Origin of the sequence: Nocardioides sp. CER19 (assembly GCF_029846275.1) — a bacterium.
In the GTDB taxonomy this organism is placed as follows: domain Bacteria; phylum Actinomycetota; class Actinomycetes; order Propionibacteriales; family Nocardioidaceae; genus Nocardioides.
In genome coordinates, this window is the sequence record NZ_JARVWS010000002.1 from 527,020 (window position 1) to 549,108 (window position 22,089).

The 22,089-nt window shown below is 71.9% G+C and carries 20 protein-coding genes; 10 read left to right on the plus strand and 10 right to left on the minus strand.

Annotated elements, in window-relative coordinates; translation table 11 throughout:
• Positions 1-22: 22 nt before the first annotated feature.
• The 6 genes from QDS12_RS11030 to QDS12_RS11055 form a co-directional block, all read right to left on the minus strand.
• A complete protein-coding gene (locus tag QDS12_RS11030; protein WP_279879036.1) occupies positions 23-730 on the minus strand; it encodes an anti-sigma factor in 708 nt (235 codons plus the stop codon).
• Positions 720-1,331: an ECF RNA polymerase sigma factor SigK gene (gene sigK, locus QDS12_RS11035; RefSeq protein ID WP_279879037.1), complete on the minus strand. Its 612-nt coding sequence runs from the start codon at positions 1,329-1,331 to the stop codon at positions 720-722. Before sigK ends, QDS12_RS11030 begins: the two co-directional genes overlap by 11 nt.
• Before the next feature lie 21 nt (positions 1,332-1,352).
• Complete coding sequence (locus QDS12_RS11040; RefSeq protein ID WP_279879038.1) at positions 1,353-2,006, minus strand: fasciclin domain-containing protein; 654 nt, start codon at positions 2,004-2,006, stop codon at positions 1,353-1,355.
• A 132-nt stretch (positions 2,007-2,138) separates the two neighbouring features.
• Positions 2,139-3,650, minus strand: a complete 1,512-nt coding sequence (locus QDS12_RS11045) for a molybdopterin-dependent oxidoreductase (RefSeq protein WP_279879039.1) — start codon at positions 3,648-3,650, stop codon at positions 2,139-2,141.
• 65 nt (positions 3,651-3,715) lie between these two features.
• Complete coding sequence (gene gndA / locus QDS12_RS11050; protein ID WP_279880418.1) at positions 3,716-5,170, minus strand: NADP-dependent phosphogluconate dehydrogenase; 1,455 nt, start codon at positions 5,168-5,170, stop codon at positions 3,716-3,718.
• Positions 5,171-5,389: 219 nt separating this feature from the next.
• Positions 5,390-6,250 carry a cation diffusion facilitator family transporter gene (locus QDS12_RS11055; RefSeq protein WP_279880420.1) on the minus strand — a complete coding sequence of 287 codons (861 nt, stop codon included), beginning with the start codon at positions 6,248-6,250 and terminating at the stop codon, positions 5,390-5,392.
• 162 nt (positions 6,251-6,412) lie between these two features.
• Between QDS12_RS11055 and QDS12_RS11060 the strand changes: the two genes are divergently transcribed.
• A complete protein-coding gene (locus QDS12_RS11060; RefSeq protein WP_279879040.1) occupies positions 6,413-7,543 on the plus strand; it encodes a HoxN/HupN/NixA family nickel/cobalt transporter in 1,131 nt (376 codons plus the stop codon).
• Position 7,544: 1 nt separating this feature from the next.
• Here the strand turns inward: QDS12_RS11060 and QDS12_RS11065 are convergent, their stop codons facing one another.
• Entirely contained in the window at positions 7,545-9,245 is a 1,701-nt protein-coding gene (locus QDS12_RS11065) for a phospholipid carrier-dependent glycosyltransferase (RefSeq protein WP_279879041.1), read from the minus strand.
• Positions 9,246-9,270: 25 nt separating this feature from the next.
• Between QDS12_RS11065 and rsmI the strand changes: the two genes are divergently transcribed.
• Both rsmI and QDS12_RS11075 read left to right on the plus strand, forming a co-directional pair.
• Positions 9,271-10,113 carry a 16S rRNA (cytidine(1402)-2'-O)-methyltransferase gene (gene rsmI, locus QDS12_RS11070; RefSeq protein WP_279879042.1) on the plus strand — a complete coding sequence of 281 codons (843 nt, stop codon included), beginning with the start codon at positions 9,271-9,273 and terminating at the stop codon, positions 10,111-10,113.
• Complete coding sequence (locus tag QDS12_RS11075) at positions 10,110-10,958, plus strand: TatD family hydrolase (protein ID WP_279879043.1); 849 nt, start codon at positions 10,110-10,112, stop codon at positions 10,956-10,958. Before rsmI ends, QDS12_RS11075 begins: the two co-directional genes overlap by 4 nt.
• Positions 10,959-11,043: 85 nt before the next feature.
• On the opposite strand, the gene QDS12_RS11080 is transcribed toward QDS12_RS11075, so the two are convergent.
• A complete protein-coding gene (locus QDS12_RS11080) occupies positions 11,044-13,974 on the minus strand; it encodes an immune inhibitor A domain-containing protein (protein ID WP_279879044.1) in 2,931 nt (976 codons plus the stop codon).
• A 404-nt stretch (positions 13,975-14,378) separates the two neighbouring features.
• On the opposite strand from QDS12_RS11080, the gene QDS12_RS11085 reads away from it, so the two are divergent.
• The 4 genes from QDS12_RS11085 (at position 14,379) to QDS12_RS11100 (ending at position 19,270) form a co-directional block, all read left to right on the plus strand.
• Positions 14,379-15,515 carry a resuscitation-promoting factor gene (locus QDS12_RS11085; protein ID WP_279879045.1) on the plus strand — a complete coding sequence of 379 codons (1,137 nt, stop codon included), beginning with the start codon at positions 14,379-14,381 and terminating at the stop codon, positions 15,513-15,515.
• Between the two features lie 99 nt (positions 15,516-15,614).
• Entirely contained in the window at positions 15,615-16,475 is an 861-nt protein-coding gene (gene rsmA / locus QDS12_RS11090) for a 16S rRNA (adenine(1518)-N(6)/adenine(1519)-N(6))-dimethyltransferase RsmA (RefSeq protein ID WP_279879046.1), read from the plus strand.
• The gene (locus QDS12_RS11095; RefSeq protein ID WP_279879047.1) at positions 16,472-17,410 is read left to right on the plus strand and encodes a 4-(cytidine 5'-diphospho)-2-C-methyl-D-erythritol kinase; all 939 of its coding nucleotides are present in this window, start codon (positions 16,472-16,474) and stop codon (positions 17,408-17,410) included. The genes rsmA and QDS12_RS11095 overlap by 4 nt, the downstream gene beginning before the upstream one ends.
• Before the next feature lie 15 nt (positions 17,411-17,425).
• A complete protein-coding gene (locus QDS12_RS11100; RefSeq protein WP_279879048.1) occupies positions 17,426-19,270 on the plus strand; it encodes an ABC-F family ATP-binding cassette domain-containing protein in 1,845 nt (614 codons plus the stop codon).
• Between the two features lie 102 nt (positions 19,271-19,372).
• Here QDS12_RS11100 and QDS12_RS11105 read toward each other — a convergent pair whose 3' ends face one another.
• A complete protein-coding gene (locus QDS12_RS11105; protein WP_279879049.1) occupies positions 19,373-19,858 on the minus strand; it encodes a MarR family transcriptional regulator in 486 nt (161 codons plus the stop codon).
• Positions 19,859-19,953: 95 nt separating this feature from the next.
• Between QDS12_RS11105 and QDS12_RS11110 the strand changes: the two genes are divergently transcribed.
• The 3 genes from QDS12_RS11110 to QDS12_RS11120 are packed head-to-tail and all read left to right on the plus strand — an operon-like array spanning position 19,954 to position 21,576.
• Positions 19,954-20,709: a methyltransferase domain-containing protein gene (locus QDS12_RS11110; RefSeq protein WP_279879050.1), complete on the plus strand. Its 756-nt coding sequence runs from the start codon at positions 19,954-19,956 to the stop codon at positions 20,707-20,709.
• Complete coding sequence (locus tag QDS12_RS11115; protein ID WP_279879051.1) at positions 20,706-21,098, plus strand: VOC family protein; 393 nt, start codon at positions 20,706-20,708, stop codon at positions 21,096-21,098. The genes QDS12_RS11110 and QDS12_RS11115 overlap by 4 nt, the downstream gene beginning before the upstream one ends.
• A 10-nt stretch (positions 21,099-21,108) precedes the next feature.
• Positions 21,109-21,576 carry a hotdog fold domain-containing protein gene (locus QDS12_RS11120; protein WP_279879052.1) on the plus strand — a complete coding sequence of 156 codons (468 nt, stop codon included), beginning with the start codon at positions 21,109-21,111 and terminating at the stop codon, positions 21,574-21,576.
• Here QDS12_RS11120 and QDS12_RS11125 read toward each other — a convergent pair.
• Positions 21,557-22,078: a YbhB/YbcL family Raf kinase inhibitor-like protein gene (locus QDS12_RS11125; RefSeq protein WP_279879053.1), complete on the minus strand. Its 522-nt coding sequence runs from the start codon at positions 22,076-22,078 to the stop codon at positions 21,557-21,559. The two genes, QDS12_RS11120 and QDS12_RS11125, sit on opposite strands and share 20 nt — an antisense overlap.
• Between the last annotated feature and the right edge of the window lie 11 nt (positions 22,079-22,089).

Sequence of the window (22,089 nt, forward strand, 5' to 3'; positions counted from 1 at the left end):
GCTCTGGCCGCGGGCTCTGCGCTCACACCTTCCCGAAGCTGAGCAACGCGACCGGGTCGGAGGTCGGGGCGGGCGAGCCTCCGGTCGGCTCCACGGTCATGCCGGCCCCGACCGCACGGGCCGCGGATCCGGCCAGCACCATCTCCGTCGTGCCGACCCCGGGCGGGATGACGCCCGCCGGGGCCATCGTGCCGGCGGCGTCCTGCAGCCACATCTCGTAGACCTTGCCCTCGGGGAGCGTCGCGAGGTCGGCGACGACGACGGCCGCCTTGTCGAGGCGGGCGGAGCGGTAGACGGTGACCGTGCCGCCGTCGGCCAGCGTCTGGGTGCTGCGCTGGGCGTCCGGAGCCTGGGCGATCCGGTCGACCGCCGACACGACGACCGACGACGACGGGCGGTCCCACGGGTGCCAGGCGACACCCGCACCGACCAGGACGAGGGCCGCGGCCGCCGCGACCAGGGCACCCCAGCGCCGGCGGCGTCGGGCCCGGTCGACGGCGGGCGGGAGCGGGCGCACGACTGCTGCGTCGGCGAGGACCCGGTCGCGCAGGCCGGGAGGCGGCGACGTCTCGGCGAGCCCGGCCAGGCCCGCCGCGGTCTCGCGCAGGCTCTCGATCTCGGCCCGGCAGGTGGCGCAGCCGGCCAGGTGCTTCTCGAACTCCGCCCGCTCGGCGGGATCGAGAGCGTCGAGGGCGTACGCGCCCGACAGCGCGTGGATGTCATTGCTCATCGCGCACCCCCATTCCCATCGTGTCTCGCAGCCGGATCAGTCCGTCCCTGATCCGCGTCTTGGCCGTGCCCACCGGGAGGTCGAGCAGACCGGCGACCTCCGTGTGCGTGTAACCCCCGAGGTAGGCCAGCGCGACGGCCTCGCGCTGGATCGGCGTCAGTGTCTCGAGGGCGCCCCGCACCCGGCGGGCATCGAGGGAGGCCTGGGCGGCCTCGGCCGTCGAGTCGTGGCTCACCGGCTGGTTCCTCTGCTCGTAGACGACGTCGCGTCGGCTCGCCGACTCGGCGGACCGGACCCGGTCGACCGCCCGCCGGTGCGCGATGGTCAGCATCCACGCGAGCGGGCTGCCCCGGTCGGGGCGGTAGCGGGCCGACGTACGCCAGATCTCGAGGAACGCCTCCTGGGCGACCTCCTCGGCCTGCGCCGGGTCGCGCACGACGCGCAGCGAGAGTCCGTAGACCTTCGGCGACACGGCGTCGTAGAGCATCGCGAACGCCGCCTGGTCCCCGCGCGACGACCGGCGCAGCAGGTCGGCGAGGTCAGGCCCCGACGACGCCCCGGGCTCGGGGGCGTCGTCGGGTACGGGCCGGAGGTGCTCCACCGTCCTAGTCTCCGCGCTCGGTCACGCCGCCGGCGGCATGAGGACGGTGTCGATGACGTAGACGGTGGCGTTGGCGGTGGGGATGTCGCCACAGAGGACGTTCGCGCCGTCGACCTTCATGCCGTCGGTGCCGCCGGTAACCGTCACCTCGTCCTTGTCGAGGGTGGTGTGCGTCCCCGCGACGGAGCTCGGGTCTAGCTGTCCGGCGACCACGTGGTGGGTGAGGATCGCGGTCAGTGTCGCCTTGTCGGCGAGGACCTTGTCGAGCTGTGCCTTCGGGATCTTCGCGAACGCGTCGTTGGTCGGCGCGAAGACGGTGAGCCCGTCGGCACCGTTGAGGGTGTCGACGAGACCGGCCTTCGTCACGGCCGTGACGAGCGTGCTCAGCAACGGGTTGTTGCTCGCCGCGGTTGCGACCGGGTCCTTGACCATGCCGTCGAACGAGCCGGCTCCGCTCGCCGGGATCGCCGAGCAGCCGGGCCCGAACGTCTGCGAGGCGGCTCCGCTCATGGCGTCCGAGCTCATGGAGGAGGACGGGGTCGTCGACGAGGACGTCGAGTCGCCGCTGGCGGCGGCCGCGTCACCGGAGTCGCTCCCGCCACAGGCGGTGAGGCCGAGAGACAGCGCGGAGGCCAGGGCGACCGCGGCCGCCGGGCCGGTGGGACGGATCTTCATGGCAGTTGCCTTCCGTGTCGAACGTTGGTGGATCGCTGGTGGATCGCTGGTGGATCAGTGGGTGATCGGTGGTGAGTGGCTGTCCGTCATGACGTTCACCAGCTGTTCGGAGACGCCGCCGGTCCGGATGGGTCAGGAGCCGACCGTGACGTCGATGGTGTGGAGGCCGCTCGCGCCCGCGGGGAAGGGGTTCGCACGCACCGGGGTCTGGGCGTGACCCTGGGCGTCGACGACGCGGGTCGACAGCGTGTGCGGCCCCGGACCGGCGTTCCAGCGGAGGAACCACTGGCGCCAGTAGGCGTCGCCGGCGGTCGGCCCGAGGCGGGCCGGCTGCCAGGCGCCGCCGTCGATGCTGACCTCCACCCGGGCGACCCCGCCGGCGCCCTGCGCCCAGGCGACGCCGCCGATCACGACCTCGCCGACGTCGAGCCGGGCGAGCGGTCGGGGGATGTCGATCCGGCTCGCGATCTTGATCGGCGCGTCGGTCGCCCAGCCGCGGTCGGTCCAGTACGCCGACTGGTCGGCATACGTCGTCAGGGTGAGGCGGGTCAGCCACTTGGTCGCGCTGATGAAGCCGTAGAGCCCCGGTACGAGCAGTCGGGCCGGGAACCCGTGCTCGCGCGGCAGGGGCGCGCCGTTCATGCCGACGGCGACCATGGCGTCGCGACCGTCCGCCGCGAGGGCCAGCGGCGTGCTGATCGTCATCGCGGCGACGTCGGTGCTGAGGATCTGGTCGGCGCGGTCGCCCACGCCGGCACGGTCGAGCAGCTCGGTCAGCCGTACGCCGAGCCAGCGTGCGCCGCCCGCGTAGGGCCCGCCGACGCTGTTGGAGACGCAGGTGAGGGTGATGTCGCGCTCGATGAGCGGCATCGCGAGCAGGTCGTCGAACGTCAGGGTGAACGGGCGACGTACGTCCCCGTCGACGCGCAGCGTCCAACCCGCGCTGTCGATCACCGGCACGTCGAGCCGGGTGTCGACCCGGTAGAACTCGCGGGTCGGCGTGCGCAGCGGCGTGATGCCCGGGACGACCCGGTCCAGTCCGGCCGGGAACGGGCCCGCGGGCTCGGTCGGGGCGGGGAGTGCGACGGTCTCGGACCGCTGCCGGCGCGCGATCGTCCGGCGTCCCGCCTCCCCGACACCCGCTGCACCCAGCGCCACCATGCCCATGCCCAGCAGCACGGCGCGCCGCGCCGAACCGTCCCGGGCGGTCGCCGGGAGCCGGGTCAGCTGGAGCAGCACACCGGCTGCGACGACAGCGGCCGCGAGGCTCGGCAGCACCGCGGCCGGGCCCGCCGCCGGACGGAGCAGGGCGAGCACCGCCGCGACGCAGGCGAGGGTGGCCAGCGCCGCCGCGCCGTGGACCGGACGGCGCCGCGCCAGGAGGCCCGCACCGACGGCCGCGAGCAGCACGACCGCGAGCACCGAGCCGACGAGGAACGCCTTGTCGTCGGTCCCGAACCGGGCGATCGCCCACTCCTTGACGGGCGTCGGCGTCCGGTCGATCACGGTCGAGCCGACCACCAGCACCGGCGACGTCGCCGGGGAGGTGAGCGCGGCGAGCAGGTGCCCGACCGCCAGTCCGGCGGCGGCCGCGAGCGGGCCGGCGAGGGCGGTGGTCAGGGTGCTGCTCCACGGGCGGGCCATGCCCGGGGTTCGGAGCGGGCGGCCCGGCCGGATCGGCCGCGTGCCGTCCGATCGTCAGCGGCGGGTCAGTGCGTGGACGGCTCCGTCTCGATCTCGCGCCGGTCGTCCGACCAGAGCGTGTGGAAGACGCCGTCCTTGTCGACCCGGCGGTAGGTGTGCGCCCCGAAGAAGTCCCGCTGACCCTGGATGAGCGACGCGGGCAGCCGGTCGGAGGCGAGCGAGTCGAAGTAGGCGAGCGCCGAGGCGAAGCCCGGTGCCGGTACGCCGGCCGTCGCCGCCGTCGCGACCACCCGCCGCCACGCCTCCTGGCCGGACGCGACCGCGTCGGCGAAGTAGGGGTCGGCGAGCAGGGAGGCGAGACCCGGCTCGTTGGCGTAGGCGTCGACGATGCGGTTGAGGAAGCGGGCCCGGATGATGCAGCCGGCCCGCCAGATCTTCGCGATCGCGCCCAGGTCGATGTCCCAGCCGAACTCCCGCGCACCCGCCACGATCAGGTCGAAGCCCTGGGCGTAGGCCACCACCTTGGAGGCGTAGAGCGCCGCTCGGACGTCGTCGGCGAACGTGTCCGGCACGTCCGGCGTCGACGGCCGCTCCCGCACCGTCTTCCGTACGGCGGCCCGCTGCTCCGGCTTGCTCGAGACCGCCCGGGCGAAGACCGCCTCGCCGATCCCGGAGACCGGGATGCCGAGGGCGACCGCGTTCTGCACCGTCCAGACGCCGGTGCCCTTGGACCCGGCCTCGTCGAGGATGACGTCGACCAGCGGCTTGCCCGTCTCCGCGTCCGTCTGGGAGAGCACCTCGGCGCTGATCTCGATGAGGTAGGACTCCAGGTCGCCCTCGTTCCAGCTCCGGAACACCTCGACCAGGTCAGGGACGGAGAGGCCGCCGACCCGGCGGAGCAGGTCGTAGGCCTCGGCGATCAGCTGCATGTCGGCGTACTCGATGCCGTTGTGGACCATCTTCACGAAGTGGCCCGCGCCGTCGGTGCCGACGTGCGTCACGCAGGGCTCGCCGTCGGGCGCGACCGCGGCGATGCTCCGGAGGATCGGGCCGAGCGTCTCCCACGCCTCCGCCGAGCCGCCGGGCATGATCGACGGACCGCGCAGCGCGCCCTCCTCGCCGCCGGAGATGCCGGTGCCGACGAAGTTGAGCCCCCGCTCGCGCAGCTCACGCTCGCGCCGGATGGTGTCGTGGAAGTTGGCGTTGCCGCCGTCGACGATGATGTCGCCCGGCTCGAACCGCTCCGCGAGCTGCTCGATCACCGCGTCGGTGCCGGCACCCGCCTGGACCATGATGATCGCGGTGCGTGGCTTGCTGAGCGACGCGACGAAGTCGTCGATCGACTCCGACCCGACGAAGCCCAGGTCCCCGTGTTCCTCCAGCAGCTGCTGCGTGCGGGCGTAGGTGCGGTTGTAGACGGCCACCGTGTTGCCCTCACGGGAGGCCAGGTTGCGGGCCAGGTTGGAGCCCATGACGGCGAGGCCGACGACGCCGATGTTCGCAGAGGTCATGTCAGGCAGTCTGTCGTGAGCGTGGTGGGTCTCGCCAGGGTCACCCGGTCCGCTCCTGCGGGCGTACGACGGCCGGGCGGCGCGGGAACCGAACTGTCACCGTGACCCTTCGCGCTGAGAGTGACACTTCCGAACGGTCACGCTCGTCGCGGGCTGTCACGGTGACACTTCGCGGCTGTCACGGTGACACTTTGCTGCTGTCCCCGCGCACGCCGGAGAGCCCGGCCCTCAGGCGTGCGCGCCCGCCTCGTGGTCGGCGTGGCCGGGAGGCTCGAGCTGGAAGGTGCTGTGCTCGACGTCGAAGTGTCCGGCGAGGCAGGCCTGGATCTCGTCGAGGATCCGGGGAGCGTGCCCGTCGGCGAAGCAGGCGTCGTCGATGACGATGTGCGCCGAGAGCGTCGGCAGCGACGAGGTGACCGTCCACACGTGGAGGTCGTGCACCTCTCGCACGTGGCTCACCTCCAGCAGGTGGGTGCGCATCGCGGCCAGGTCGGTGTCGGCGGGGGCGGCCTCGAGCAGGATCCGACCGGAGTCCCGCAGCAGCCCCCAGGCGGCGTAGAGCATCAGCGCGACGACGAGCAGCGACGCGACCGGGTCGGCCCGGGTCCACCCGTTGGTGATCACCAGGACCCCGGCGACGAGCGTGCCGACGAAGCCGTAGAGGTCGGTGAGCACGTGCTGGTAGGCGCCCTCGACGTTGAGGGAGCGACGGTCGGCGCGGGCCAGCATCCAGGCGACGACGACGTTGACGACGCAGCCGGCGACGGCGGTGAGCACCATCGGCCACCCCGCGACGTCGGGCGGGTCCACGAGCCGGCGTACGGCCTCGACGGCGACGATGACCGACACGACGAGCAGCGTCACCCCGTTGATGGCGGCGGACAGGATCTCCGCGCGGTGCATCCCGAACGTCCACGTGCCGGCCGCCGGCCGCAGTGCCAGCCGGGCCGCGACGAGGGCGAGCGCGATCGCGCCGACGTCGCTGAGCATGTGCCCGGCGTCGGAGAGCAGCGCCAGCGATCCGGCGAGGACGGCGACGACCACCTCGGCCACCAGGAACGCGACGAGGAGCACCAGCGCGGCGACCAGGTAGCGCCGGTCGGCACTCGGCGTCGGCGCCTGGCTGTGGCCGGCGTGGGAGTGGTCAGGCACGCTCGCCATCCTCCCAGAGTCGCCCCCGAGTCGACCTGCTGATGCCACGATCTCGTTGTTGCGATAGGTTCGCAATAACCAACGAGAGGAGCCACCGCCGTGAGCATCGCCGTCGCCGAGCGGACCCGCGCCGCACTGACCGTCGCCGACAAGCGGTCACTGTGGTGGATGGGCGGCGTCGTCGTCCTGCTCCACGTGGTCGGCTTCGGCCTGCTGCTCGGCGTCGTCGCGCCGCAGCACTTCAAGCTCGGCGGCGACCATCCCGTCTTCACGGTAGGGGTCGGGCTGCTGGCCTACACGTTCGGACTGCGGCACGCCTTCGACGCCGACCACATCGCGGCCGTCGACAACACCACCCGCAAGCTGCTCTCCGACGTCCAGGCCACCGAGGCGGAGACCGGTGTGCCGCAGCGCAAGCCGCTGTCGGTCGGCTTCTGGTTCTCGCTCGGCCACTCCACGATCGTCTTCGCGCTGTCCTTCCTGCTCATGCTCGGCGTGAAGGCGCTGGTCGGCTCGGTCGAGGACGACGACTCGACGCTGCACACCATCACGAGCCTCATCGGCCCGTCCGTCTCCGGCGTCTTCCTGTGGGTCCTCGGCCTGCTCAACCTGGCCGCCCTCATGGGCATCCTCAAGGTGTTCCGCCGGATGCGGCAGGGGGAGTACGACGAGGCCGAGCTCGAGCGCCAGCTGGACTCCCGCGGCTTCATGAACCGACTCCTGGGTGGGCTCACCAAGTCGGTCCGCAAGCCGTGGCACATCTACCCGATCGGCGTGCTCTTCGGCCTCGGCTTCGACACCGCGACCGAGGTCGGACTGCTCGTGCTGGCCGGTGGTGCGGCGGTGTTCAACCTGCCCTTCTACACGATCCTCGTGCTGCCGGTGCTCTTCGCGGCCGCCATGTGCCTGATGGACACGATCGACGGCGTCTTCATGAACCTCGCCTACGGCTGGGCGTTCGCCAAGCCGGTCCGCAAGGTGTTCTACAACCTGACGATCACGTCGATCTCGGTCGCGGTGGCGCTGGTCATCGGCACCATCGAGCTGGTCGGTGTCTTCGCCGACCGGCTGGACATCACCAGCGGCCCGCTCGCCGCGATCGCCGACGTCCCGCTCGACTACGTCGGCTACGGGATCGTGGTGCTCTTCGTCGTGACCTGGATCGTCGCGATCGCCATCTGGAAGGGCCTGCGGATCGAGGAGCGGTGGTCGGCCGACCTGGCCGGCTGAGCTAGATCCAGCGCTGGAACCAGATCCGGTCCAGCCACGACGCGTGGGTGAGCAGCGCGTTGGTGTAGATGGGCCAGAACCACGCGAAGTTGAGGATCACCAGCACCAGGTAGGCACCGGAGAGCACGACGCCCGCGGTGCGACGCGGTGACGGTTCGCGCTCCCGGCCGATGAGCTTGCCGATCGCGAGCGCGAGGGCGAGCACCAGGAACGGCAGGGTGACGATCGCGTAGTAGCTGAAGATCGGCCGGTCGTCGTACAGGAACCACGGGAGCCAGGTGGAGGCGACGCCGACCACGGCCACGCCGAAGCGCCAGTCGCGCCCGCCGAGCCACATGGCGACGGCGTAGAGCAGCGCCACGACCCCGCCCCACCACAGCATCGGCGTACCGAGCAGGATGACCTGCTTGATGCAGTCCGAGCCCTGCGGCGCCGTACAGCCCTGGTCGCCCGGCTTGATGTCGGTCGTCGCGGCGACGCCGACCGGCCGGTTGAGGAGCAGCCAGCCCGCCGGGGAGGAGGCGTAGACGTGCGTCGCGCAGTTGAGGAAGTGGGTGTGGAAGGTCCACACGTCCTGGTGGTAGTACCAGAGCGAGCGCAGCGACTGCTCCACCTCGCCGAGCCCGTGCGCGTCCGGCTCGGTCGCCGTGGGCCAGCGCTTGTCGGTGTCCGGGTTGTCGGCGACGTACGTCGTCTTCTCGCAGTGCCCCTGGCCCGCGTAGGTGGTGTACTGCGTGGAGGACAGCGCCTGCTCGTAGGTGTGCGCGTGCATCAGCCAGCCGGTCCACGACACGGTGTAGACGAGCGCGGCGACCACGACGAGGTGCACGAAAGCGGGCACGCCGTCCGCGAGAGCGCCCTTGAGCAGCGGCATCCTCACGCCGAAGGACCGGCGAGCACCGGCGCTCCACACGAACACGAGCACGCCGAACGCGGCGAGCGGGTACATCGCCGTCCACTTGGTGCCGACGGCGAGCCCCCAGAACAGGCCGCTGGCCAGCAGCCAGGGCCGCCACAGGACCCGCGGGCCCCAGCCCGTCGCCGGGCCCTCGAGCCGGCGCGCCAGCCGCTCCCGGAACCAGTCCCGGTCGGCGACCGCGCAGGAGACCGCGCAGAGCGTGAAGAACGCGACGAAGATGTCGAGCAGGGCGAGCCGGGACAACACGAACTGCAGGCCGTCGAAGCTCAGCAGCAGCCCCGCCACGACGCCGATGAGCGTCGAGCCGGTCATCCGCCGGGCGAGCCGGATCATCACCAGGATCATCAGGGCGCCGACGACGGCCGACGAGATCCGCCAGCCGAACGGGTCCATCCCGAACGCCTTCTCGCCCAGCGCGATCAGCCACTTCCCGACCTCGGGGTGGACCACCATCTCGGGCGAGCTCTGGAAGGAGCCCGTCGTGTGGCCGCCGAGGATCTGCTCGTTGGCGTTGTCCGCGTAGTTGCGCGCGTAGCCGAAGTGCAGCAGCGACCACGCGTCCTTGGCGTAGTAGGTCTCGTCGAACTGGAACTCACGCGGGGTGCCGAGGTGCCACAGCCGCATCACGAACGCGAGCACCGTGACGAGCACCGTCGCGACCCAGCCGACGAGCGGGTCGCGCAGGCGCAGCAGGGCGCGCGCCCGCTCCCAGGCCGTGGGCACCTCCGCGCCCGACGCCGTCCGGGACAGGGAGGCCACCGGCTGCTCGTCGATGACCGTCACGACGGGCAAGGGTACGGGGGCTGACATGATCGGACGCGTGACCGGAACGCTTGTCCTCGCCGCGACCCCGATCGGACGGGTCGAGGACGCGCCTCCCCGTCTGGCGTCCGAGCTCGCCACCGCCGACGTCATCGCAGCCGAGGACACCCGCCGGCTCAAGCGGCTGGTCGGCGACCTCGGCGTGACGATCGCCGGCCGGGTCGTGTCCTACTTCGAGGGCAACGAGTCGGCCCGTACGCCGGTGCTGCTGGAGTCCCTGCTGGCCGGGGAGCGCGTCCTGCTGGTGACCGACGCCGGGATGCCCTCGGTGTCCGACCCGGGCTACCGGCTGGTGGCCGCCGCGGTCGAGGCCGACGTACTCGTGACGGCGGTGCCGGGCCCCTCGGCCGTGCTGACGGCGCTGGCGGTCTCGGGTCTGCCGGTCGATCGGTTCTGCTTCGAGGGGTTCCTGCCCCGCAAGGCCGGCGAGCGGGCTCGGCGGCTCGCGTCGCTGGCCGCCGAGGAGCGGACCATGGTGTTCTTCGAGGCGCCGCACCGCACCCAGGCCGCGCTGGAAGCGATGGCGACGGCATTCGGCGACGACCGTGCGGCCGCCGTCTGCCGCGAGCTCACCAAGACCCACGAGGAGGTACGGCGGGGGCCCCTCGCCGCGCTCGTCGAGTGGGCCGCCGAGGGCGTGCGCGGCGAGGTGACCGTCGTCGTGTCCGGGGCGACCGCGGCGGCCGCGTCGTCGGAGCCGGAGGATCTGCTGGCCGCCGTCGCCGGGCTGGAGGAGGGCGGCATGTCGCGCAAGGAGGCGATCGTGGAGGTGGCCCGCCGGGCCGGCGTACCCAAGCGCGAGGTCTACGACCTGGTGCACAAGTCGTGAGCGCGGAGAGGAGCACCTTCCCGCCCGTCCCCGACACCGTGCTGCCGCACCCCGTCGTCGACAACCACTGCCACCTCGACATCGCCCGCGACGGCGCGGCGCTGCCGCTCGCCGACGCGCTGGCGCGCGCAGCGTCGGTCGGCGTCTCCCGCTTCGTGCAGGTCGGCTGCGACCTGCCGTCGGCCCGCTGGGCGGTCGAAGCGTCCAGGGAGCACCCGCAGATGATCGCCGCCGTCGCGCTGCACCCCAACGACGCGCCGCTGCACGGCGGGCCCGCGCGTCTCGATGCCGCGCTCGACGAGATCGAGCGGCTCGCGACCGCCCACGACCGGGTGCGGGCCGTGGGGGAGACCGGCCTGGACTTCTTCCGGACCGGCGAGGACGGGATCGCCGACCAGAAGTACTCCTTCCGCCGGCACGTCGACATCGCCAAGCGGCACGACAAGACGCTGCAGATCCACGACCGGGACGCCCACGAGGCGATCCTGGAGGTGCTCGACGCCGAAGGCACGCCCGACCGCTGGGTGATGCACTGCTTCTCCGGTGACGCGGCGTTCGCCCGGGCCTGCCTCGACCGGGGCGCCTACCTCTCGTTCGCCGGCACGGTGACGTTCAAGAACGCCGACGGCCTGCGCGAGGCGCTCGCCATCGTGCCGCGCGACCGAGTGCTCGTGGAGACCGACGCCCCGTTCCTCACGCCGGCGCCCTACCGCGGCCGGCTCAACTCGCCCTACCTCATCCCGCACACGCTGCGGGTCATGGCGGAGGTGCTCGGGGAGGACCTCGGCGAGCTGTGCGCCGCCATCGACGCGAACACCGAGGCTGCGTTCGGCGGCGCCTGGTAGCGCGCCTCTCGCAACACCCTGGAGACACGAACCGGGGCCCGGCACCTCGCGGTGCCGGGCCCCGTGCTGCGCTATCGCGCGGGCGTCACTTGACCTTGATGATCACGGTCTTCGTGGCGCTCGAGTAGCCGGTCGACGGCGTGTAGACGACGACGAGCTTCTTCTTGCCCTTCGACCTGGCCGGCATCTTGAAGCTGGCCCGGCCGCCGGAGAGGGCCTTGGTGACCTTCTTGCCGGAGAACCGCACGGTGACGCGGCCGGCGGGAGCCAGGCCCGGCGACGACACGATGACCGTGACCTTGGCCTTCTTGTGCGGCCGCACCGTCCGGTTCGCCTTGACCGACAGGCCGACGGCGGCCGGGAGGACCCGAGCGGCAGCCGTCGTGGCCGTGCCGGTGGGGTGCTCAGCGGTGGTCGCGGTCACGCGCACCGTCAGCACCTTGCCCAGCAGGGCCATCGGCGGGGTGAAGGTCGCTCCGGTGGCGCCGGCGATCGGGCTGCCGTTGGCGTACCACTGGTACTTCAGCGACGGGCTCTGCGTCCAAGCGCCGGCAACGTGCAGTCGCATGCCGACCCGGGGCGCGGGGGAGATCGTCAGCTTGGTGACCGGTCGGGGAGCCACCGGGGCGACCTGGATGGTCATCCGCCCCGTCGACTCGTTGTTGGCGACGACGCGGATCGTCGTGCCGGTGCCCGCGACCTTCACGGAGGAGTCGGGCTTCGCCGCGTCGTAGTACGCCGACGGCACCGAGTCGTCGAACGTCGCCACGCCGGGACGAGCCGGGGACGTGAGCGTGACGGCGTGGAGCCGTCCCTTGGTGTCCTTGTACTCGCTGTGCAGGTTCAGCGGCGTCGTCGACGCCAGCCCGAAGGTCGAGTCGAACGTCTGGATCCGGGACCGGGCTGCGTCACGCGTCGACCAGCGCAGCGCCGTCGGGTGAGCGTCGACCGGCAGGGCCAGGCCACCCCCGGGGTGGGCACTGGTGTTGTTGTTGTCGTACAGGCCGTTGACGTACCAGACCAGCAGGCCGTCCTGGAACGGGAAGTTCTCCAGGTAGTTCGGCTTGGAGACCGGCCACCCGCGGTTGTACGGGCCCTGCTCGAGCGTCTGGTCGTAGCCGCCGTACACCCGGTTCTCGGCGACGTAGAACCGCGGGAACGACACGTCGTAGCCGGTGCCGGTGATCGTGTAGAACTCGTCGGCGGTGCCCTGGGTCCAGCCCGCGAAGCCGTTCTCGAAGTTCGTCGACAGCGCGCTGCCGACCGCGACGTTGTCGACCTTGAGGCCGAAGTCGTTGTAGGCCGCGTCGTTGACGTGCTTGAACCGGATCTGGGCGGTCTGGCCCGCGTACGCGCCGAGGTCGGCCACCAGCTTGACCCACGTCGTCGGCGGCTGCCCCGTGAGGTTGCCGGCGATGTTCGGGTTCGAGTAGCCGGTGATGCCCTCGCCCTCGTTCTGCTCGTTCGGGTCGTCGCTCGTCGAGAGGTTGGTGTGGACCTTCTTCCAGGTGGTCCCGCCGTCGGTCGAGATCTCGACGTAGGCGTAGTCCCAGTCCTGCTCGATGTTGTAGGCCACCTGGGCAGTCAGCTGCGCCGCCGCCGGGACCGTGAACGACGGGCTCTGGATGGCGGAGGTGCGCCAGTCGTCGCCCCGGCCGCTGTAGAGGTAGCCCTTGCTGCCGGCGTAGCCGGTGCCGGTCGTCACGAAGGCGTCACCGTCCGGCAGGTCGACGACCGCCGCCTGCGGCAGGGTGCTCGCGTGGTACGACGGGCCGAGGTCGATGCTCGCCGTCTGGAACGGGTCGACCTTCTTGTAGTCCAGCCAACCCAGCAGGAACTTCGAGACCGCGTCCATGTGGTTGGGCGTCGTGCCGGCACCAGGGCTGTCCTTGACGCCGTGGCTGAGCCAGGAACCGGCGCTCATGAGGCTCCAGAAGTCGACGCTGTTGTCGTCGGGAGCGGTGTCGGTGGCGGTGTCGTAGTAGTCCGGCAGGCCGAGGTCGTGGCCGAACTCGTGGGCGAAGACGCCCAGGCCGCCGTTCTCCGGCTCCGTGGTGTAGTCGTAGATCCACTTGCCGGTGTGGCCGATCTCGACGCCGCCGATCGGGGCGCAGGCGGCGCACGAGCCGACCGCCGGCCCGTCGACGCCGTAGCCGTTCACGTTGGTGGCCGAGCGGTGCGACCAGATGGCCCAGGCCGGCGAGCCGTCCTCCTCGCCGGTGCCGGCGTGGATCGCCTGGAAGTGGTCGATGTAGCCGTCGGGCTCGTTGTAGTTGCCGTCGCCGTCGAGGTCGTAGCGGTCCCACTGGTCGAACTGGTCGAGGTAGGCGGCGATGTCGGCATCGGTCTTGCCGGCCTTCACCTGGGCGTCGTACCAGGCGTTGCCGGAGTCCGCGAGGAAGTCGTCCATGCCGGTCTCGTTGCCCTTGGCATCCTGGTAGGAGGCCTCGGTCTTCGGCACCGTCACCCAGTCGCTGACGTCGCCCTCGAGGTCGAAGCGACCGGACGACATCTCCTTGTAGACGCCCTTGAACGACTCGTTGTTCTGGTCAGGCATGCCGTTGAAGAACATGTCCAGGTAGTGCTGGCGGTCGAAGTGCTGCTTCCAGTACGTCGAGTTGTCCTTCGCCCGGTCGGGCTGCGGGATCTGGTCGTGGACCGGTCCGCTGGCGTTCGCCGGGAAGGCGGTGTTGGTGTTGGTGTCGCCGAAGTCGACGAGGAACGTCAGCAGCTGCTGGGTCTCCTCGGTCTGGTACTCCACCCAGTCACCGTCGCCGATGTCGACGACCTTGCTGCCGTTCTTCGTGACGGTCTTGGCCTTCCCGGACGCCAGCTTCTCGGCGGCGATCTTCTTCGCCGCCCGTCGCTTCTGCTCGAGCGGGCTGGGCCGGTCGTCGCTCCTGGTCGCAGCGCCGGCGTCGGTCTTGAGCGCCTTGACGTGTGCGGGCGACGGGGTGGCGTGCGCGCCGCCTGGAACCGTGGCGGCCGCGAGTCCGAGGACCGCGGCCGCGCTCAAGACGCCAGTGATGCGTCGATTCACATGTGCCTCCGAGGAAAGAAGACCCCGGCCGGCTCGGACGCGACGGTCTCGGGGAGCAGACGTTGTGCCTGCAGGGGCACCTCACCAGAGAAGCGGTGGCCGGCGAAGCAAAATCCGGGAAAAACGCCTCAGATTCCTGAGAACAGGCTGTGGGGCGGGCTCGCGCCGGGCCCGCGCGGGTCGAGAATCCCCGTACCCGGGACGGTCCCGACTTGCCAATCGCGGCGGAATTTGTTCGGGTGGACGGTTGACAGCCGGGATCGGTAGCCAGTAGCCACTGGCGCCACCGCGGCGGGGGTGCCTTCGGGGGCTGCTGCCCGCGGTGCCCGAGGCCCGGGTAGCACGAAGTCTGGAGCCCTGTGTCCTTCGCCCAGAGCCGCATGTTCAAGTTCGCTCTGGCCCGTGGCAGCCGACCGCTGCTCATCGGCCTGAGCACCCTGGCCCTCCTCGCGGTGGTCGGCGTCACCGCCGGCTACACCGCCCTCGCCAAGGACGTCAGCCTGACCCTCGACGGGAAGACCCGTGAGGTGTCGGCCCGAGGCGACACCGTCGCCGACATCCTCCGCGACCAGCACATCCGCGTCGGCGACCACGACCGCGTCGCTCCCAGCCTCGACGACAAGGTCGAGGACGGCACTCGCATCAGCGTGAAGTTCGGCCGCCCGCTGACCGTCGACGTCGATGGCACCAAGCAGACCTACTGGGTCACCTCCACGGGTGTCTCCTCCGCCCTCTCCGAGATCGGCCGCAGCTTCAACAAGGCAGCCCTCTCGGTCAGCCGCAGCGCGACGATCGGCCGCGCGGGGCTCGCCCTCGAGGTCGTCACTCCCAAGACGCTGACGCTCGACCTGGCCGGGCACCACCCGGTCCGGCGTACCGTCACGGCCAGCACGGTCGCCGAGGCGCTGCAGCAGGTCGGCGCGAAGCCCGACTCGGACGACAAGGTCCGCCCGGCCCTCGACGCCGTCGTCAAGGACGGCACGAAGATCACCTGGACCCGCCTGCGCACCGCGACCAAGCACGTCGGGTCCGAGCCGGTCCCGTTCGGCACCGTCGAGAAGCCTGACGCCTCGGCGCTCAAGGGCGCCCGCGCCGTGGCTCGCGGGGGGAAGGACGGCGTCCGTGACGTCACCTACCGCCTGGTCTTCAAGAACGGTGAGCTGATCAAGCGGACCGTCGTGTCGTCGTCCGTCACGCGACGCCCGGTGCCCGAGATCGTCAAGGTCGGCACCAAGTCGGCTCCCGTTGCGCCCGCCGCGCCCGCCGTCGCCGACGGCTCCGTCTGGGACCGCCTCGCCGGCTGCGAGTCCGGCGGCAACTGGCAGACCAACACGGGCAACGGCTACTACGGCGGCCTGCAGTTCAACATCGGCACCTGGCAGGCCAACGGCGGGTCCGGCCGGCCCGACCAGAACAGCCGCGAGGAGCAGATCCGGGTCGCCACCCGGGTCCGTGACAACGCCGGCGGGTACGGCGCCTGGCCGGCCTGCGCCGCGAAGCTGGGCCTGCCCCGCTGAACCGGCGGTCGGGAGCCTCGCCCCTCCCGTCGGGCTCTGACGCAGAGCCCCGACCCGAGGGTGCGAGGCTCCCGACCCGCCGCCGATAGGGTGACCTCCATGTCCGAGCCCACCCCGCCGCGCCTGCTCGGACCGGCGGAGGTGCGGGCGCTCGCGGCCGAGCTGGACCTCCGGCCGACCAAGCAGCGTGGTCAGAACTTCGTCATCGACCCCAACACGGTCCGGCGGATCGTGCGCGAGTCGGGCGTCGGCGCCGACGACGTCGTCGTCGAGGTCGGCCCCGGGCTCGGGTCGCTCACCCTGGCGCTCCTGGAGGTGGCCGGCCGGGTCACCGCCATCGAGGTCGACCCGGTGCTGGCCGAGCGGCTGCCGCGCACCATCGCGGAGTTCGCACCCGCCCAGGCGGCGTCCTTCGAGGTGGTCCTCGCCGACGCGCTGCGGGTCACCGAGGTCCCCGGGCCGCCGCCGACCGCGCTGGTGGCCAACCTCCCCTACAACGTCTCCGTCCCGGTCCTGCTGCACCTCATGACCCTGCTGCCGTCCCTGCGACACGGGCTGGTGATGGTCCAGTCCGAGGTCGCCGACCGGCTGGCGGCCAAGCCGGGGTCGAAGGTCTACGGGGTTCCCAGCGTCAAGGCCGCCTGGTTCGCCGACGTACGCCGGGCCGGCGCGATCGGCCGTAACGTCTTCTGGCCCGCCCCCAACGTGGACAGCGGTCTCGTCTACTGGAAGCACCGCGAGCCGCCGACGACGACCGTGCCGCGCGAGCGGGTGTTCGCCGTCGTCGACGCGGCCTTCGGGCAGCGGCGCAAAGCCCTGCGGGGCGCGCTCAAGGGCCTGGCCGCGCGGGACGCGCAGGGCGTCGAGGCGGCCCTGAAGCGCGCCGGTATCGACCCGCTGGCGCGGGGCGAGTCGTTGGAGATCACCGACTTCGTGCGGATCGCCGAGGAGCTGGAGTGAGCGAGCTGGCCGAGCCGGAGAGCAGCGCCGTCACGGTCCGCGCGGCCGCCAAGATCAACCTCCACCTCGGCGTCGGGCGGGTGCGCGGCGACGGTTTCCACCCGCTGGCGACCGTCTACCAGGCCATCGGGCTCTACGACGACGTGACCGTGGCCGAAGCCGCCGACTGGTCCGTCCACACCGTGGCCGACGACGGGATCGACCTCGCCGCAGTCCCGGACGACGAGACCAACATCGCGATCCGCGCGGGGCGTGCGCTGACCGCTCACCACGGCGTGGCCCTGACCGCACAGATCCAGATCCACAAAGGCATCCCGGTGGCCGGCGGGATGGCCGGCGGCTCCGCCGACGCGGCCGCGACCCTGGTCGCCCTCGACCGTCTCTGGGGCCTCGAGACCCCCGACGACGACCTCCTCGCGATCGCCGCGGACCTCGGCTCGGACGTCCCGTTCGCCCTGCTGGGCGGTACCGCGATCGGCTCTGGCCGGGGGGAGCTGGTCACGCCGGTCGCCGATGCCACCGAGCTCTGGTGGATCGTCGTGCCGCATCCCGAGGGCCTGTCGACCCCTGCTGTCTACCGCCACTTCGACGCGCTCGTCGAGCGTGGCGTCGTCGACGCGGCGGATCCGGAGGTCCCGGCCGACCTCCTCGACGCCCTCGCCGCCGGCGAGTCCGAGGCGCTCGGGGCCGAGCTGTCGAACGACCTGGCCGCGGCGGCGTACGACCTCCGGCCGGACCTCGTGGAGGTCCGCCGCCGGCTCGAGGCGATCGGCGCGAACGCCGTGCTGCTGTCGGGCTCCGGCCCGACCCACCTCATGCTCTACGACGACGTGGAGGGTGCTCGTGCGGCCGCGGCGGAGCTCGTCGACGCCGGCATCGGGCACTGGCTCGCTCCGGCGCCGGTCGCCGGATGTCACGTCGTCGACCTGCTCTGAAACACTGGGGAGGTCATGGCGAACCTCCTCAACCTCGAGCACGTCTCGAAGTCCTACGGCATCCGTCCGCTCCTGTCCGACGTCTCCCTCGGTGTCGGCGCGGGGGACCGGATCGGCATCGTCGGCCGCAACGGCGACGGCAAGACCACGCTGCTCGAGGTGATGACCGGCCTCGAGGAGCCCGACACCGGGCGGGTGTCGCGGCAGCGCGGGCTGCTGGTCGGCTACCTGCACCAGGGCGACCAGCTCGTCGACTCCCACACGGTCCGGGAGGCGGTGCTCGGCGGCCGCAGCGACCACGAGTGGGCGGCTGACCCGCGTACCCGCGAGGTCGTCGAGGTGCTGCTCGCCGGCGTCTCGCTGGACCGCGCCGTCCTCGGGCTCTCCGGCGGTGAGCGCCGCCGCTGCGCGCTCGCCGAGCTGCTCCTCGGCGACCACGACCTGATCGTCCTCGACGAGCCCACCAACCACCTGGACGTCGAGGCCGTCGCCTGGCTGGCCGAGCACCTCGCCGCCCGGCCGTCGGCGCTGGTCGTCGTCACCCACGACCGGTGGTTCCTCGACGCCGTCTGCCAGTGGACCTGGGAGGTCCACGACGGCCAGGTCGACACCTACGAGGGCGGGTACGCCGCCTTCGTGCTCGCCAAGGCCGAGCGGGCCCGACAGGCCGCCGCGTCCGAGGTACGCCGGCAGAACCTCATGCGCAAGGAGCTGGCCTGGCTGCGCCGCGGCGCCCCGGCCCGCACGTCGAAGCCGAAGTTCCGCATCGACGCCGCCAACGCCCTCATCGAGGACGAGCCCGCGCCGCGCGACGACCTCGCGCTGTCGCGGATGGCGAGCCAGCGGCTCGGCAAGGACGTCATCGACGTCGAGGACGTCGACCTCTTCCGTGGTGAGCGGCAGCTGCTCTCACACGCGACGTGGCGGATCGGCCCCGGTGACCGGATCGGCATCGTCGGCGTCAACGGCGCCGGCAAGACCTCGATCCTGTCCCTGCTCGACGGGTCGCTCGCTCCGTCGGCGGGCCGGGTGCGGCACGGGCGCACGATCGCGCTGGCGCACCTGACCCAGCACCTGGACGACGTGGACGCCACCGCCCGCGTGCTCGACACGGTCGAGTCGATCCGCCGGGTGACCAAGACGCTCGACGGCCGCGAGCTGTCGGCGACCTCGCTGCTGGAGCGGTTCGGCTTCACCGGCGACCGCCTCACGGCGCGGCTCGGCGACCTCTCGGGTGGCGAGCGGCGTCGGTTCCAGCTGCTCCGCCTCCTGCTCACCGAGCCCAACGTGCTGCTCCTCGACGAGCCGACCAACGACCTCGACATCGACACCCTCAACGTGCTCGAGGACTTCCTCGACGGCTGGCCCGGCACGCTCATCGTCGTCTCCCACGATCGCTACTTCCTCGAACGCGTCACCGACTCCGTCTGGGCGCTCCTCGGCGACGGCCAGATCTCGATGCTGCCCCGGGGTGTCGACGAGTACCTCGAGCGGAGGGAGCAGGGGGGCCCGAGGAACGAGGGCGCCCCGTGGGCGGGCGAAGGTCGAGCAAGCGTCGCCACCGAGGAACGAGGTGGCGGCAGCGCGTCGAGACCTGGTGAGCCGGACGCTCACCGTGACGACAGGCGAGTCGCCAAGTCCGGCTCGGCCGAGGAGCGCAACGCCCGCAAGGCGATGACCCGCATCGACAAGCAGCTCGCCCGCATCGCCGAGCAGGAGGCCCAGCTCAACATCGCGCTCGCCGAGCACGTCTCCGACTACGAGAAGCTGGCCGAGCTGGGTCGCCGGCTCGACGAGCTCCTCGCGGAGAAGGCCGATCTCGAGCTCGAGTGGCTGGAGGCGGCGGAGGTCCTCGACTGACTGTTCATCGAGGTATGCAGGCGAATGCGCACTCCCCGGGCGGAACTCCGCGCGGGAGGTGTTGGTTCGTCTGCATACCTCGACGAACCAACGCCCGTCGCCTCAGCTGAACGGCGACAGCAGCTTGCGCAGCAGGTCGGCCAGGTCGGACTGCTGGCGCGCGGTGAGGTCGGTGAGGAACGCCCGCTCGGCCTCGAGCAGGGACGTGAAGGCGCCGTCGACCGCGTCCTTGCCCTCCGGGGTCAGCCGCACGAGCACGCCACGGCGGTCCTCCGGGTCGGGGTAGCGCTCGACGAAGCCGCGCGTGGCGAGCCGGTCGACGCGGTTGGTCATCGTCCCGCTCGTCACCAGCGTCTCCCGGAGCAGCCGGCCGGGGGAGAGCTCGTACGGCGACCCGGCCCTGCGCAGCGCGGCCAGCACGTCGAACTCCCACGACTCGATGCCCTGCGCCGTGAACGCCTCGCGCCTGGCCAGGTCGAGGTGGCGCGACAACCGGGAGAGCCGGGAGAAGACTGCGACCGGAGCCAGGTCGAGGTCGGGGCGCTCGCGCGCCCATGCCTCGGCCAGGTCGTCGACCTCGTCCCTCATGGGCACGAGGGTAGCGGATCGAGAATCTTGACATCGAGACACACTCGGGCCAAGGTTGAGATATCTCGACATCAAGATATCTGGAGGCGACCACGATGGCGCAGCCCTGGGACCCCGACCGCTACCTGACGTACGCCGACGAGCGCGGCCGTCCGTTCGTGGAGCTGATCGCCCGCATCCCCACGCCCACCCCCGCGACCGTCGTCGACCTCGGCTGCGGCCCCGGCAACCTGACCCGGCTGCTCACCGACCGGTGGCCGGGCGCGAAGGTCACCGGCGTGGACAGCAGCCCGGCGATGATCCAGCGGGCGCGCCACGAGCACGACGGCATCGACTGGCAGCTCGCCGACGTCCGCGAGTGGGACGGGAGCGCCGACGTGGTCGTCTCCAACGCCACCTTCCAGTGGGTGCCCGACCACCTCGAGCTGCTGCCGCGCCTGGCGGCCGGCGCCCGCGAGGTCTTCGCGTTCCAGGTGCCGGGGAACTTCGACGAGCCCAGTCACGCGCTCCGCGAGGAGCTCGCCGCCGAGGAGCCCTACCGCCGGCACACCCTCGACCTGCAGAAGCCGAGCAGCCACGACCCGGCCACCTACCTGGAGGTGCTCGAGGCGGAGGGCTTCGAGGTCGACGCCTGGGAGACGACGTACCTCCACGTGCTGCCGGGCGCGGACGCGGTCTTCGACTGGATCAGCGGTACCAGCCTGCTGCCGACGCGCGCGGCCCTGCCGGAGGACCTGTTCGAGCGGTTCGCGGCCCGGCTCAAGCGGCGGCTCCGTGCCGCCTACCCCGCCAGGAACGGCCAGGTCGTGCTGCCGTTCCGTCGCGTGTTCGTGGTGGGAGTGCGTCGATGAGGCTCCACCACGTCCAGGTCGGCATGCCGGCGGGCGGCGAGGACGAGGCGCGTCGGTTCTACCGCGACGGCCTCGGCCTCGCGGAGGTCGACAAGCCGGCCGGGCTCGCCCAGCGCGGCGGCGCCTGGTTCCGCAGCGCAGGCGGCGCCGAGATCCACCTCGGCGTCGAGGCCGACCCCCGGCCTCCGGAGCGCGCGCACCCGGCCCTCGCCGTCGACAGCACCGCCGAGCTCGAGTCGCTGGGTGCCCGGCTGGAGGACCTCGGCTTCGAGGTCGACTGGTCGCAGCGCTACAACGCCTTGACCGAGACCGGCGGGTTCGAGCGATTCCACGCCCATGACCCGTTCGGCAACCGGGTCGAGGTGGTGCGCGAGGTTACCGACCAGTAATCTCTGGTGCATGAGCCAGCTCGAGTCCCTGTGGAACACGACCAGCCGGATGCCCGTGATCGGCAAGAAGGTCTTCTCGCTGGCGTTCAGCCAGAAGGCGCCGTACTTCGGCTCGATCCGGCCGCTGGTGACCGAGCTGCGACCCAACCGCGCGGCGGTCCGGATCCGCCACCGGCGGCGCGTGCACAACCACCTCGGCACGGTGCACGCCATCGCGCTGTGCAACGGCCTCGAGATGGCGATGGGCGCGCTGGCGGAGGTGACCATCCCGACAGACAAGCGCTGGATCCCCAAGGGGATGGAGGTCGCCTACACCGCCAAGGCGACGAGCGACATCACCTGCATCGCCGAGACCGACCAGGAGCAGTGGGACACCGCCGACGGCGACCTGCCGGTGCGGGTCAAGGGCGTCCGCGACGACGGGACGGTCGTCGTCGAGGGCGTCATCCGCCTCTGGGTCACCCCGAAGAAGCGCTGACGACGCCGGTCAGCGTGCCGTGCGCGACCGCGTGCTCCTCGATGGCGTCGAGCGCCTCGACGGTGCCGGCCCCGGTCGCGAGCCCTGTCTCCGCATCCAGCGCGTAGACCGTGAACCGGTAGCGGTGCCGACCGCTCGGCGGGCACGGTGGCGTCCACCCGGTCGTGCCCTTCGAGTTCCGGGCCTCGTGCGCGGCCGGGCCGTCCAGCGAGGTGGACGCGGCCGGCAGGTCGAGCGCGATCCAGTGGTAGTAGTCGTGCGCGTCCGGGTCGACCACGACCAGCGCGAGCGCCGCCGCTGAGGGCGGCGCCCCGGTCCACGCGAGCGGGGGAGCGGTCCCAGCGCCGCGGCAGGTGAACTGCTCCGGGATCGACGCGCCGTCGGTGAACGCGCTCGACGTCACGGCGATGGTGGCCGGGCCCGCGTCGGCGGGCGGCGCGGGGCGGTCGGCGCCGCAGCCCGACACCGCCACGGCGAGTACGCCGACCAGCAGCGCGCGCATGGGGACAGGCT